Source organism: Streptomyces sp. NPDC059900, assembly GCF_050270335.1.
Taxonomy (GTDB): Bacteria; Actinomycetota; Actinomycetes; order Streptomycetales; family Streptomycetaceae; genus Streptomyces.
In genome coordinates, this window is record NZ_JBNNJZ010000234.1 from 1 (window position 1) to 12,221 (window position 12,221).

The 12,221-nt window shown below is 71.9% G+C and carries 12 protein-coding genes; 9 read left to right on the forward strand and 3 right to left on the reverse strand.

The features are described from left to right. Nucleotides 1–89 precede the first annotated feature (89 nt). Nucleotides 90–881 (forward strand): crotonase/enoyl-CoA hydratase family protein, encoded by a 792-nt coding sequence (locus ACQKIP_RS26185; protein WP_365853097.1) that lies wholly within the window; start codon nucleotides 90–92, stop codon nucleotides 879–881. Here the strand turns inward: ACQKIP_RS26185 and ACQKIP_RS26190 are convergent. Continuing rightward, nucleotides 878–1,453: a YceI family protein gene (locus ACQKIP_RS26190; protein ID WP_365853099.1), complete on the reverse strand. Its 576-nt coding sequence runs from the start codon at nucleotides 1,451–1,453 to the stop codon at nucleotides 878–880. The genes ACQKIP_RS26185 and ACQKIP_RS26190 overlap by 4 nt on opposite strands. A 102-nt stretch (nucleotides 1,454–1,555) precedes the next feature. Between ACQKIP_RS26190 and ACQKIP_RS26195 the strand changes: the two genes are divergently transcribed. Next, nucleotides 1,556–2,410, forward strand: coding sequence for a helix-turn-helix transcriptional regulator (locus ACQKIP_RS26195; protein ID WP_365853101.1), 855 nt, complete (start codon nucleotides 1,556–1,558; stop codon nucleotides 2,408–2,410). 32 nt (nucleotides 2,411–2,442) lie between these two features. On the opposite strand, the gene ACQKIP_RS26200 is transcribed toward ACQKIP_RS26195, so the two are convergent. Then, on the reverse strand, nucleotides 2,443–3,387 hold the full coding sequence (locus ACQKIP_RS26200; protein ID WP_365853103.1) for a carbohydrate kinase family protein: 945 nt from the start codon (nucleotides 3,385–3,387) through the stop codon (nucleotides 2,443–2,445). A 219-nt stretch (nucleotides 3,388–3,606) separates the two neighbouring features. Between ACQKIP_RS26200 and ACQKIP_RS26205 the strand changes: the two genes are divergently transcribed. Next, a complete protein-coding gene (locus ACQKIP_RS26205; RefSeq protein ID WP_365853105.1) occupies nucleotides 3,607–4,029 on the forward strand; it encodes a Rieske (2Fe-2S) protein in 423 nt (140 codons plus the stop codon). A 76-nt stretch (nucleotides 4,030–4,105) separates the two neighbouring features. On the opposite strand, the gene ACQKIP_RS26210 is transcribed toward ACQKIP_RS26205, so the two are convergent. Beyond that, entirely contained in the window at nucleotides 4,106–5,053 is a 948-nt protein-coding gene (locus tag ACQKIP_RS26210; RefSeq protein WP_365853480.1) for a hypothetical protein, read from the reverse strand. A gap of 242 nt (nucleotides 5,054–5,295) precedes the next feature. On the opposite strand from ACQKIP_RS26210, the gene ACQKIP_RS26215 reads away from it, so the two are divergent. The 6 genes from ACQKIP_RS26215 to whiA all read left to right on the forward strand — a co-directional run bounded on the left by ACQKIP_RS26215 (nucleotide 5,296) and on the right by whiA (nucleotide 12,085). Next, the gene (locus ACQKIP_RS26215; RefSeq protein ID WP_365853107.1) at nucleotides 5,296–5,949 is read left to right on the forward strand and encodes a papain-like cysteine protease family protein; all 654 of its coding nucleotides are present in this window, start codon (nucleotides 5,296–5,298) and stop codon (nucleotides 5,947–5,949) included. Nucleotides 5,950–5,954: 5 nt separating this feature from the next. Beyond that, nucleotides 5,955–6,821: a hypothetical protein gene (locus ACQKIP_RS26220; RefSeq protein ID WP_427744254.1), complete on the forward strand. Its 867-nt coding sequence runs from the start codon at nucleotides 5,955–5,957 to the stop codon at nucleotides 6,819–6,821. 206 nt (nucleotides 6,822–7,027) lie between these two features. Next, nucleotides 7,028–9,169: an excinuclease ABC subunit UvrC gene (uvrC, locus tag ACQKIP_RS26225; RefSeq protein WP_365853110.1), complete on the forward strand. Its 2,142-nt coding sequence runs from the start codon at nucleotides 7,028–7,030 to the stop codon at nucleotides 9,167–9,169. Next, nucleotides 9,166–10,101, forward strand: coding sequence for an RNase adapter RapZ (gene rapZ / locus ACQKIP_RS26230; protein WP_190083250.1), 936 nt, complete (start codon nucleotides 9,166–9,168; stop codon nucleotides 10,099–10,101). Before uvrC ends, rapZ begins: the two co-directional genes overlap by 4 nt. Continuing rightward, nucleotides 10,098–11,105, forward strand: a complete 1,008-nt coding sequence (locus ACQKIP_RS26235; protein ID WP_365853112.1) for a gluconeogenesis factor YvcK family protein — start codon at nucleotides 10,098–10,100, stop codon at nucleotides 11,103–11,105. The genes rapZ and ACQKIP_RS26235 overlap by 4 nt, the downstream gene beginning before the upstream one ends. Next, entirely contained in the window at nucleotides 11,096–12,085 is a 990-nt protein-coding gene (gene whiA / locus ACQKIP_RS26240) for a DNA-binding protein WhiA (protein WP_190083252.1), read from the forward strand. Before ACQKIP_RS26235 ends, whiA begins: the two co-directional genes overlap by 10 nt. The last annotated feature ends 136 nt before the right edge of the window (nucleotides 12,086–12,221 follow it).

The following is a 12,221-nucleotide window of genomic DNA, read 5'->3' on the forward strand; positions in this document are numbered from 1 at the left end:
CCGCCCCCCTTTGGGGGGCTTTCCCCGGGGCGGGGGCAATTGGGTTCCCCCTTTGCCCCGCGGCCCGTTCGCATGGTCGCCTGGGCGGCATGAGCGTACGTACGGAACGTGAAGGTCCCGTCACCACCATCGTGTTGTCCCGGCCCGGCGTGCGCAATGCCGTCGACGGGCCGACCGCGCGTGCCCTCGCCGACGCCTTTCGCGCCTTCGACGCCGACCCCGACGCGTCGGTCGCCGTGCTGTGGGGCGAAGGCGGCACCTTCTGTGCCGGGGCGGACCTCAAAGCCATCGGGACACCGGCCGGGAACGAGGTGGCCGAGAAGGGCGACGGGCCCATGGGGCCGACCCGGATGCGTCTGTCCAAGCCCGTCGTCGCGGCGATCTCCGGACACGCCGTCGCCGGAGGCCTTGAGCTCGCACTCTGGTGCGATCTGCGTGTCGCCGACGAGGACGCGGTGCTCGGAGTCTTCTGCCGCCGCTGGGGCGTCCCGCTCATCGACGGCGGGACCGTGCGGCTGCCCCGGCTCATCGGGGAGAGCCGGGCCATGGATCTGGTGCTCACCGGCCGCCCCGTCCCCGCCGCGGAGGCCCTTGCGATGGGCCTGGTCAACCGGACCGTACCGCCCGGCACGTCCCGCGCCGCCGCCGAACGCCTCGCCGCCGAGATCGCCGCGTTCCCCCAGACCTGCCTGCGCAACGACAGGCTCTCCGTACAGGAACAGGGCGGCCTGACCGAGGACGAGGCGATGGCGGGCGAACTGCGCCACGGCCTGCGATCCCTCACCGGGGCGGCGGACGGCGCGGCCAGATTCGCCGCGGGGGAGGGGCGGCACGGGGCCTTCGCGGACAGCGGCGGAGGCACTCGGCCGCCCGGTGACTAGCCCTCGGCGGGCGCGTCCTCCGGCTCCAGGAACTGCATGTCCAGCTGGATCTTCACCACGTCACCGAGCAGTCCGGCGCCGAAGTCGAGGCCGAAGTCGCTGCGCTTGATCTCGCCCGTCGCCTCGAACCCCGCATGGCGGCGGTCGGAGCCGGGGAAGGCCTGGAGTCCGCCGAACTCGACGGCGAGGGTGACCGGCCTCGTCACGTCACCGATGGTCAGCTCGCCCTCCAGGCTCCACTCGTCCTCCTTGCCGAGGACCCGCGTCGACCGGAACGTCATGGTGGGGCGGCGCTCGACGTCGAGCAGATCGGGCGCGCGGACGTGCGCGTCGCGGTCCTTGTTGCCGGTGTCGACCGACGCCAGGGCGATGGTCGCCGTCACCGAAGAGGTCTCGGCGCTCTCGCCCACCACGAGACCGGCACTCACCTCGGCGAACCGGCCCCGCACCTTCGAGATCCCGAGGTGGCGGATGGTGAAGTTGACGGCGGAGTGGAACGGGTCGATCTCCCACTCGCCGGCGGGCAGGGGAAGCGCGGTCGTGGCAGTGGCGGCACTGGTGTCAGAAGTCATGCCCTCCACGATGCGAGGCCGCCGACGCCCGAGGAAGGCCGGGCCGAGACTGGTAGTGACAGGGCCACGATCCGGTCCGCTGGCCACTGGTACGTTCGGCCGGTGAGCGACAACGAGCTGGGCACCTTCCTGCGCACCCGCCGTGAAGCGGTCACGCCCGCCGAAGTCGGGCTGCCCACCGGCCCCCGGCGCCGCACGCCGGGCCTGCGCCGCTCCGAGGTCGCCACGCTCGCGGGGGTCAGCGTCGAGTACCTCGCCCGACTCGAACAGGGCCGCGACCGCCACCCGTCCCCGCAGGTGATGGGCGCCCTCGCGGATGCCCTGCGGCTGACCGTGGAGGAACGTTTCCACCTGCGCCGCCTGGAGAAGGAGACGAGCGGCGATCCCTGCTGCCCGACCGCGAGCGAGCCCTCCCGGTCGGTGCGTCCCACGGTGCAATCGCTTGTCGACCGCCTGGAGCCCGCCCCCGCCGTCCTGCTCAACCGGCTCAGCGACGTCCTCGCGTACACCTCGGGATACGAGCGGATCGTGGGGCCCCTCGGGCTCCTGGACGACGGGCGGCCGAACCTCATCCGGTTCCTGTTCACCGACGCGCGGGCCCGCGCCGCCTACCCCGAGTGGGACAGCGTCGCCGATGCGCAGATCGCCTCGTTCCAGGCCCAGTCCATGCTCACCGACCCGCATGCCGAGGCATTCGCCGACGAGCTGACCGTCATCGCCGGGGCACCGTTCGCCGACCGCATGGCGGCCGTTCCGGGGCTGCCCCGGAACAGCGGCGTCGAACGTCTGACGCACCCGGAGGCCGGTGCGCTGCGCCTGTCGTACGAGACGCTGACGCTGCCCGATGCCGACGGCCAGCGCCTGGTCGTCCACCTGCCCGCCGACGAAGCCTCATCGGCCGCGCTCGACCGCCTCAACGGCCGCAAGCCCGGGGGCCTGCGCGCGGTCACCGGCTGACGGACCGGCGGACAGGCCCACGGGCGGTCTCACTACAGCTCCGCCGCGTACGGCGGTTCCGCTCCCGCGCGGGACACGGTGATGGCGGCCGTGCGCGCCGCGAAGTCCAGGATCTGGGACCAGTTGTCCGCGCCGAGTCCGGCGACGGCATCCGCGGACAGCGCCTCCCGCACGCCGAGCGCGTGCAGCAGGGCCGCGTTGACCGTGTCGCCCGCGCCGATCGTGTCCACCACGTCGACCCGCTCGCCCGGCACCGAATACTCCCCGCCCTCCCGCGTGAAGACGGTCAGGCCCTCGCCGCCACGCGTGATCACCACCGCGCCGGGTCCGGACGCGAGCCATTCGCGGGGCGTGCCGCCGAGCCAGCTTGCGTCGTCCTCCGAGAGCTTGAGCAGCGAGACCGACGGCAGCCAGCTCTTGAACCGGGCCCGGTAGGCGTCCGCGTCCGGGATCAGACCCGCCCGGATGTTGGGGTCGAGCGTCGTGCAGATGCTCCGCGCCGCCGCCCGCCGCATCAGCTCCTCGTACGCGCTCGCGCCCGGTTCGAGGACGAGCGAGCACGTGCCGAAGGACATCGCGCGTACGTCGTCGGGCAGCCGCTCGGGGGCGGTGAAGAGCCGGTCCGCCGTGCCCTCGACGTAGAAGGAGTAACCGGCGGAGCCGTCCGCGCCGATCGAGGCGACCGCGAGCGTCGTCGGCTCGGGGCCCCGCTGGACGTACGACACGTCCACACGCGCGGACCGCAGCCCGTCGATCAGTGCCTCGCCGAACGCGTCCGTCGAGATACGGGACCAGAAGGCGACGGGGGTGAGCAGTCGACCGAGGGCCACCGCGGTGTTGTAGGGACCGCCGCCGAGCCGCGGGGCGAGCGCCGGAAGACCGGTGCCGCCACCGGCGCTTTTGGCACCGGTGCTCCCGGTACCGGCGGCATCCTGCGGGACGAGGTCGATCAGGGCCTCTCCGGCGACGACTATCACGGGTGGTTCCTCTCGGCTCTGCGGTCGCGGCCTGCGGTCGTGGGCTTGCCGGCGCGCTGGTGCGGTCGTGTTCCCCGGCTTCCGGCACAGGCTAGGGCTTTCCCGCGGCCCGGGCCCGACACGGGCGGCACTCGGGCACGGCCGCGCCCAACGCGGGCACGCGACCCCCCACCGGTATGGTCTGATCCGTCACCGAAGCGCCTGACCTGTGGAGATTCCATGCCCGGCACGCCGCCCCCTGCCCGCCGCACCGTGCTGCGCGCCGCAGCCATCGTCCCGGCCGCCGGTCTGGGGATCACGGCCTGCTCGTCCGGCGGCGACGGCGGCGGGTCCAGCCGTTCGGCGCCGACCGCTCCGACGGATCTCGGCGCGGCGGACGACGTGAAGGTGGGCGCGTCGAAGCTCTACACGGACGAGAACGTGGTCGTGAGCCGCATCTCGGACGACGAGTACAAGGCGTTCAGCACGATCTGCACGCACGCCAAGTGCCCCATCAACAAGCTGGAGGGGCACAAGCTGATCTGCCCCTGCCACGGCAGCCAGTTCGACGCCACGAACGGCAAGGTGCTGCACGACCCGGCCGTCAACCCGCTCTCGGAGCTGCCGGTGAAGGTGGAGGACGGCAAGATCGTCGCGGGGTGAGCGGGGTGAGCGGGGTGAGCGGGGTGAGCGGGGTGAGCGGGGTGAGCGGGGTGAGCGGGGTGAGTGGGGTGAGTGCTCACTCCCAGTCCCAGGCGATCCCCAGGATCCCCGCCCGCACCTGCGGCTCCACGAGGTGCACCGACCGGTGGCTGCCGCTCAGCGTCAGCTCCTGGCGCCTGCCGCGCGGTGCGGCGGCCGAATGCTGGGCGAAGCGGTGGCACCGTACGGGCAGTGCGCCCTCGTCGAAGCGCACCTGGAGCGCGTACTGCCCGCCCGCGAAGGTGAACCCCCGGAAGTACTCGGTGGCCGCCCCGGCCGTGCCGTCCTCGAAGCCGTAGCGGAACAGATGCGTGTCGCCCGCGCGCAGGCGTGCGTCGAAGAGCAGTTCGGCGACGAGCACCCCCGTCTCGTGGTGCCACCGCACGCGTCCGGTGCGGCAGTTCTCCAGGGCGTGGACGGCGACGCGTTCCGGTACGCAGCCGGGGTCGCCGTGGTAGATCGCGAGGTAGCGGTCCACGGCGTCCCGGTGGGCGCGCACGACGTGCTGCGAATCGCGGCCGAGCAGCTCGCGGCGCCCGCCGATCCGCACCCGCTCGTGGTGGCCGACGGTGTGCAGACCGCCGTCGAGCGGTGACCCGAGCCCGGCGATCAGCTCCTGGAGCACGTCGGACGCGTCGAGCAGGGAGCGGTAGGAGCGGGCGGCGGGGCGTTCGCAGTCGGGGTGGTCGGACGGCTTGGCGAGGAGCCGGATCAGCGACTCCTCCGGCAGATCGAGGATCTCCTCCAGGGCGCGCACGGCCCGCAGCGACTCCGTGCGCTGCGGGCGCCGCGCGCCCTGCTGCCAGTAACTCAGACTGGTCACCCCGACGTTGACGCCCTGCCGCGCGAGATGATGCCGTACGCGTTGCAGGGGAAGGCGCCGGGCGGCGATCGCGGCCCGCAAGGCCACGTGGAAAGGGCCGGTGCGCAGGGCGGTCTCCAGGTCCGCGGGCGCGCCGTCCGCCGGCTGTGTGCCGTGCCGCATCGTGCCGTGCGCCATCGCAAGGCCCTTCTGTGAACATTCACATCGGCCGTCCGGGCATACGCGCCGGTCGGAGCGGGCCACCAGGTGGGCGTACGAGGGTGTTCACATCCGTACGCCGCCGTTCACGGCCCAAGTAATCCCGCATTGAACCTTGTTGACCTGCACCCGACAACACTTGATGCTCAATCGCAGCGTCCGGACGCGCTCCTCCACCACCCCACCCCCCGCTCGGGAGGAACGCGATGCGCCATAGAAGAAGCAGCAGGTACGGCAGACGCAGACGGTTGTCCGCGCTCGCCCTCGTGGCGGCGGCCCTGGTGACCGCGCCGGCGGCCACGGCCACCGCCGCGGCCGCCCCCGACAGCTCCCCGTCCGTTTCCGTACGAGGCACGGAAGCGGACGCCCCCTCCCTCCTCGCCGCCAAGCGCCTGAACATCACGATGCAGGCCCAGCAGAAGACCAACTGGTGCTGGGCCGCGGCCGGGAACACGATCGCCGCCTTCTACGGCAGGAACTACAGCCAGAACCAGTTCTGCAACGCCGCCTTCGGGCGCAGCCAGAGCTCCGAGTGCCCCAATTCGCAGGCCACGCTCGGCGACGTGCAGAACGGCCTGGACTGGGCGGGCATCAACCCCGGCTCGTACGTCAGCGGCTGGCTGCGCTACCCGACCGTGCAGGCCGAGATCAACGCGGGCCGCCCGGTCGAGACGCGCATCCAGTGGTCGAACGGCGGCGGCCACATGCATGTCCTCTACGGATACGACGATGCGAGCAGCTGGGTCTACTGGGGCGACCCGTGGCCCTCCAGCGACCGCTACAACTGGGCCTCGCACAGCTGGTACGTCAACAACAACACCTTCTCCTGGACCCACTCGCTGTACCGGATCGGGGCGTGAGCGCGATGACCCGTCACCTCTCCCTGCCCTTGTCTCCTTCCCTTCCCCGCCCTCTGCTGAGGGCCGTGCTGGCCGGCTCGGCGGCCACCCTGCTGCTCGGGTTCGCGGCGCCCTACGCCTCCGCCGACTCCGGGCCTTCGGCAGCCTCCCGTGAGGCGGCCCACGACGTCGCCAGTGCTCCCGGGACGCTCGACACGCTCTCCCGTTTCTTCGCGCGGGAGGGGGCCGTCAGCAAGGCCGCCGCCGACCCGCGCGTGGCGGGCGAAGCCGTGCCCGTGCGCTATCTCTCCCCGGACTTCGTCGCCGGCAAGAAGGGCGCGCCGATCGCCCGTGTGGAGTTCCTCGCCAGCAAGGCGGTCTCCTCCGACGGGCAGGAAGCCTCTCTGTGGACGGTGAAACAGGGAGGTTCCTGGGAGGTCGTGAACATCGCCACCGGGGACGACGAGACGCACTACGCGCGCGTGGGCGCCGACAAGCTCCCCGGAGGCACCGTCTTCCACGAGCCGCAGATCAACGCCTGGTACGTGCAGGGGCGGGGCCGGGTGCTGCCGCTGGACGCGGACGCCGTGCGTGCCGTGGGCCGGGGCGGCGTCTCGGTCGCCGCCTATCAGCGGCGTGTGCGTGACGCGTACGCGGACAAGCTGCCGGGGTCGGCTTACGCGGAGTCCGGCAAGGCGGGCGGCTTCGCCCCGAAGGAGCGGGCCGGGGAGCCCCCGGCGGCTCCGGCCCCCGCTCCGGCCCCGGCTTCGGCTTCCGCTTCGGCCGACGGCCCCGTCACGGTCGCCTCCTCCGTGGCCCGGGCAGGGGCCCTGCTCGCCCTCGGCCTCTCCGGGGCGGCTGTCCTGCGGCGTCGCGTCCGGCAGCGCGGCTGACCCTGCCCGGCCTCCGGCCGGGGTTCCCCACCCACCCGCCCTTTCAGGGCGGGTGGGCTGCCGGGAGGGGAGGAGAGGAGGCGAAGGGCGGGGGGCCGGCCGGCCGGGAGCAGGTCGAAGACCGGCCGGGAGCCGGTCGGGAGTCGCTCGGGAGACGGCACCCCTCACGCCCCTGACTGTCAGCCCCCGCCAGTAGGGTGTGGAGCATGGCAGACCCCTCCAGCTACCGCCCCAAGCCGGGACAGATCCCCGACTCGCCGGGGGTCTATCGGTTCCGCGACGAGCACCGCCGGGTGATCTACGTGGGCAAGGCGAAAAGTCTGCGCCAGCGCCTGGCGAGCTACTTCCAGGACATCACCAATCTGCATCCGCGTACGGCCACGATGGTCACGACGGCCGCCTCCGTCGAGTGGACGGTGGTCTCCACCGAGGTCGAGGCGCTCCAGCTCGAATATTCGTGGATCAAGGAGTTCGACCCCCGGTTCAACGTCAAGTACCGCGACGACAAGAGCTATCCGTACCTCGCGGTGACGATGAACGAAGAGTTCCCGCGCGTGCAGGTGATGCGCGGCCAGAAGAAGAAGGGCGTCCGCTACTTCGGGCCGTACGGCCACGCGTGGGCGATCCGCGACACCGTCGACCTCCTCCTGCGGGTCTTTCCCGTCCGCACCTGCTCCGCCGGCGTCTTCAAGAACGCCGAGCGCACCGGCCGTCCCTGCCTCCTCGGCTACATCGGCAAGTGCGCCGCGCCCTGCGTGGAGCGGGTCACGCGCGAGGAGCACCGCGAACTCGCCGAGGACTTCTGCGACTTCATGACGGGCCGCACGAACACGTACATCCGCCGCGTCGAGCGGCAGATGGCGGACGCCGCGGAGGACATGGAGTACGAGAAGGCGGCCCGCCTGCGTGACGACGTGGGCGCCCTCAAGAAGGCCATGGAGAAGAGCGCCGTCGTCCTCGCCGACGCCACGGACGCCGACCTCATCGCCCTCGCCGAGGACGAGCTCGAAGCGGCCGTCCAGATCTTCCACGTCCGCGGCGGCCGGGTGCGCGGTCAGCGCGGCTGGGTCACCGACAAGGTCGAAGCGGTCACCAGCGGTGACCTCGTCGAACACGCTCTCCAGCAGCTGTACGGAGAGGAGAGCGGTGATTCCGTACCCAAGGAAGTGCTCGTCCCCGCGCTGCCCGAACCCGTGGAGCCCGTCCAGGAGTGGCTGACCGAGCGCCGCGGTTCGAACGTCTCGCTGCGCATCCCGCAGCGCGGCGACAAGAAGGCGCTGATGGAGACCGTGGCGCGCAACGCCCAGCAGTCGCTCGTGCTGCACAAGACCAAGCGCGCGTCCGATCTCACGACCCGCTCCCGCGCCCTGGAGGAGATCGCCGAAGCGCTCGACCTCGACAGCGCCCCGCTGCGCATCGAGTGCTACGACATCTCGCATCTCCAGGGCGACGACGTGGTGGCCTCGATGGTCGTGTTCGAGGACGGCCTCGCACGCAAGAGTGAATACCGCCGCTTCCAGATCAAGGGCTTCGAGGGCCAGGACGACGTCCGCTCCATGCACGAGGTCCTCACGCGCCGCTTCAGGCGCTACCTCTCCGACAAGCAGCAGACGGGGGAGTGGGACCCCGAGGAGGCAGCCGGGACGGCGGGCACGGAGGCGGACGGAGCAGCCGACGGCACGGCGAACGGACCTGCGAACGGATCTGCGAATGGCTCCGCGAACGGCGAGGTCAGCGCCCTGACCGAGGAGGACGGCCGCCCCAAGCGCTTCGCCTACCCGCCCCAGCTCGTCGTCGTGGACGGCGGCCAGCCGCAGGTCGCCGCGGCCCAGCGCGCCCTGGACGAGCTCGGCATCGACGACATCGCGGTCTGCGGCCTGGCCAAGCGCCTCGAAGAGGTCTGGGTGCCGGGCGACGACGACCCGGTGATCCTGCCGCGCACCAGCGAAGGCCTGTACCTTCTCCAGCGGGTCCGCGACGAGGCGCACCGCTTCGCGATCACCTACCAGCGCACCAAGCGGGCCAAGCGTTTCAAGGCCGGACCGCTGGATGCCGTGCCGGGCCTCGGCGACGCGCGCAAGCAGACGCTGATCAAGCACTTCGGTTCGGTGAAGAGGCTGCGATCCGCGACAATCGACCAGATCTGCGAGGTTCCGGGCATAGGCCGCAAGACGGCCGAGTCGATCGTCGCGGCCCTGGCCGGAGCGGTTCCTGCCGGACCCGCCGTGAACACGGCGACCGGAGAGATCATTGAAGACGAGGAGCCCGCGGGCGCGGGAGCCTCCAGCGATGGCGAGGAGTCCGTGTCCGCGGGCACCTCGGAAGAACGACGGGGGCAGGAGCCATGACCGAGCACGACGAAGGCGGCGAACAAGTGAGTACGGGCAGCACCATCACACCGGGTGAGGCCGCGGAGACGGCGATCCCCGAGCTGGTGATCATCTCCGGTATGTCGGGAGCGGGGCGCAGCACCGCGGCGAAGTGTCTGGAGGACCTCGGCTGGTTCGTCGTCGACAACCTGCCGCCCGCGCTGATCCCCACCATGGTGGAGCTCGGCGCGCGCTCGCAGGGGAACGTCGCCCGCATCGCGGTCGTCGTCGACGTCCGCGGTCGCCGCTTCTTCGACAATCTGCGCCAGTCCCTCGCGGACCTGGAGGCCAAGCACGTCACCCGGCGGATCGTTTTCCTGGAGTCCTCGGACGACGCCCTGGTGCGCCGCTTCGAGTCGGTCCGCCGTCCGCACCCGCTGCAGGGCGACGGCCGGATCGTGGACGGCATCGCGGCCGAGCGCGAGCTCCTGCGCGAGCTGCGCGGCGACGCCGACCTGGTGATCGACACCTCCAGCCTGAACGTGCACGAGCTGCGCGCCAAGATGGACGCCCAGTTCGCGGGCGACGAGGAGCCCGAGCTGCGGGCGACGGTCATGTCGTTCGGCTACAAGTACGGCCTGCCGGTCGACGCGGACCTCGTCGTGGACTGCCGCTTCCTGCCCAATCCGCACTGGGTGCCGGAGCTGCGTCCCTTCACGGGGCTCAACGAAGAGGTCTCCGGCTACGTCTTCAACCAGCCGGGCGCCAAGGAGTTCCTCGACCGGTACGCCGAGCTGCTCCAGCTCATCGCCGCGGGCTACCGCCGCGAGGGCAAGCGTTACGTGACGATCGCGGTCGGCTGCACGGGCGGCAAGCACCGCTCCGTCGCCATGTCGGAGAAGCTCGCGGCCCGTCTCGTGTCCGAGGGAGTGGAGACCGTCATCGTCCACCGGGACATGGGGCGAGAGTGAAGGCTTCCCTGCGGCTGAACCGTCTGGGCCGCAAGCGGGGCACCCAGCCCAAGGTCGTGGCGCTCGGCGGCGGGATGGGCCTGTCCGCCTCGCTCGCCGGACTGCGCCGCATCACCGGCGACCTCACCGCCGTGGTCACCGTCGCCGACGACGGCGGCTCCAGCGGGCGGCTCCGCGACGAACTGGGCGTCCTGCCGCCCGGCGACCTGCGCAAGGCGCTCGCGGCCCTGTGCGGCGACGACGACTGGGGCCAGACGTGGGCCCGCGTCATCCAGCACCGCTTCCAGTCCAAGGGCGACCTGCACGAACACGCGGTCGGCAATCTCTTGATCGTCGCCCTGTGGGAGCAGCTCGGCGACCACGTCCAGGCGCTGGACCTGGTGGGCAAGCTGCTCGGCGCGCACGGGCGCGTGCTGCCCATGTCCGCGGTCCCGCTGGAGCTCCAGGCGCTGGTCAAGGGGCACGACCCGGACCGTCCGGACGAGGTGGACACCGTGCGCGGGCAGGCCACGGTCGCGCTCACGCCCGGCGAGGTGCAGTCCGTGCACGTGGTCCCGCACGACCCGCCAGCCGTCCCCGAGGCGGTCGCCGCCGTGCTCGACGCGGACTGGGTGGTGCTCGGCCCCGGCTCCTGGTTCTCCTCCGTGATCCCGCATCTCCTGGTCCCCGAACTGCTCGACGCGCTCGTCCAGACGAAGGCCCGCAAGGTGCTCTCGCTCAACCTCGCGCCGCAACCCGGTGAAACCGATGGGTTCTCTCCGCAGCGTCATTTGGAGGTTTTGGCCCGACACGCCCCTAAACTCGCCCTGGACGTGGTGCTGGCCGACGACGCCGCCGTGCCCGACCGTGAGTCACTGACCGATGCCGCCAAGCGGCTCGGCGCCACGGTCGAGCTGGCGCCGGTGGCCAGGCAAGACGGCACTCCGAGGCACGATCCGGAGCTCCTGGCCACCGCGTACGACCGTATTTTTCGGATGCATGGAAGGATCGGCCCATGGCGATGACGGCAGCGGTGAAGGACGAGATCTCCCGGCTTCCCGTCACCCGGACCTGCTGCAGAAAGGCGGAGGTCTCGGCCATCCTGCGGTTCGCGGGCGGCCTTCACCTGGTGAGCGGCCGCATCGTGATCGAGGCGGAGCTGGACACGGCGATGGCCGCACGGCGGCTGAAGCGGGACATCCTGGAGATCTTCGGGCACAGCTCGGAGCTGATCGTGATGGCCCCGGGCGGACTGCGGCGCGGCTCGCGCTATGTCGTGCGGGTCGTGGCGGGCGGCGATCAGCTGGCCCGGCAGACGGGCCTCGTCGACGGCCGCGGCCGTCCCATCAGGGGCCTGCCGCCACAGGTGGTCTCGGGGGCCACCTGTGACGCCGAGGCCGCCTGGCGCGGGGCGTTTTTGGCGCACGGCTCGCTGACCGAGCCGGGGCGCTCCTCATCGCTCGAGGTGACCTGCCCTGGCCCGGAGGCGGCGCTCGCCCTGGTCGGCGCGGCGCGCAGGCTCCAGATCGCGGCCAAGGCCCGTGAGGTGCGCGGCGTGGACCGTGTCGTCGTCCGGGACGGTGACGCGATCGGCGCCCTGCTCACCCGGCTCGGCGCGCACGAGTCCGTGCTCGCCTGGGAGGAGCGGCGGATGCGCCGCGAGGTGCGGGCCACCGCCAACCGCCTGGCCAACTTCGACGACGCGAACCTGCGCCGCTCGGCCCGCGCGGCGGTCGCCGCGGGCGCCCGGGTGCAGCGGGCCCTGGAGATCCTCGCCGACGAGGTCCCCGAGCACCTGGCGGCGGCCGGACGGCTGCGCATGGAGCACAAGCAGGCCTCCCTGGAGGAGCTGGGCGCGCTCGCCGAGCCTGCGCTCACGAAGGACGCGGTCGCGGGCCGTATCCGCCGGCTGCTCGCCATGGCCGACAAGCGCGCGCAGGACCTGGGGATTCCGGGTACGGAGTCCAATCTGAGCGAGGAGCTCGCCGACAACATGGCGGTCTGACCTCCGACGACACGGCGGTCCGACCGCCGTCGCACGTCACGCAAGCCGCCGGGGCCGCCGATGCCCCGGCGGCTTCTTTGCGTCCCTTTTCAGGTCCCTCTGCACACCATATTTACATGATCATGAAGTGTCACGA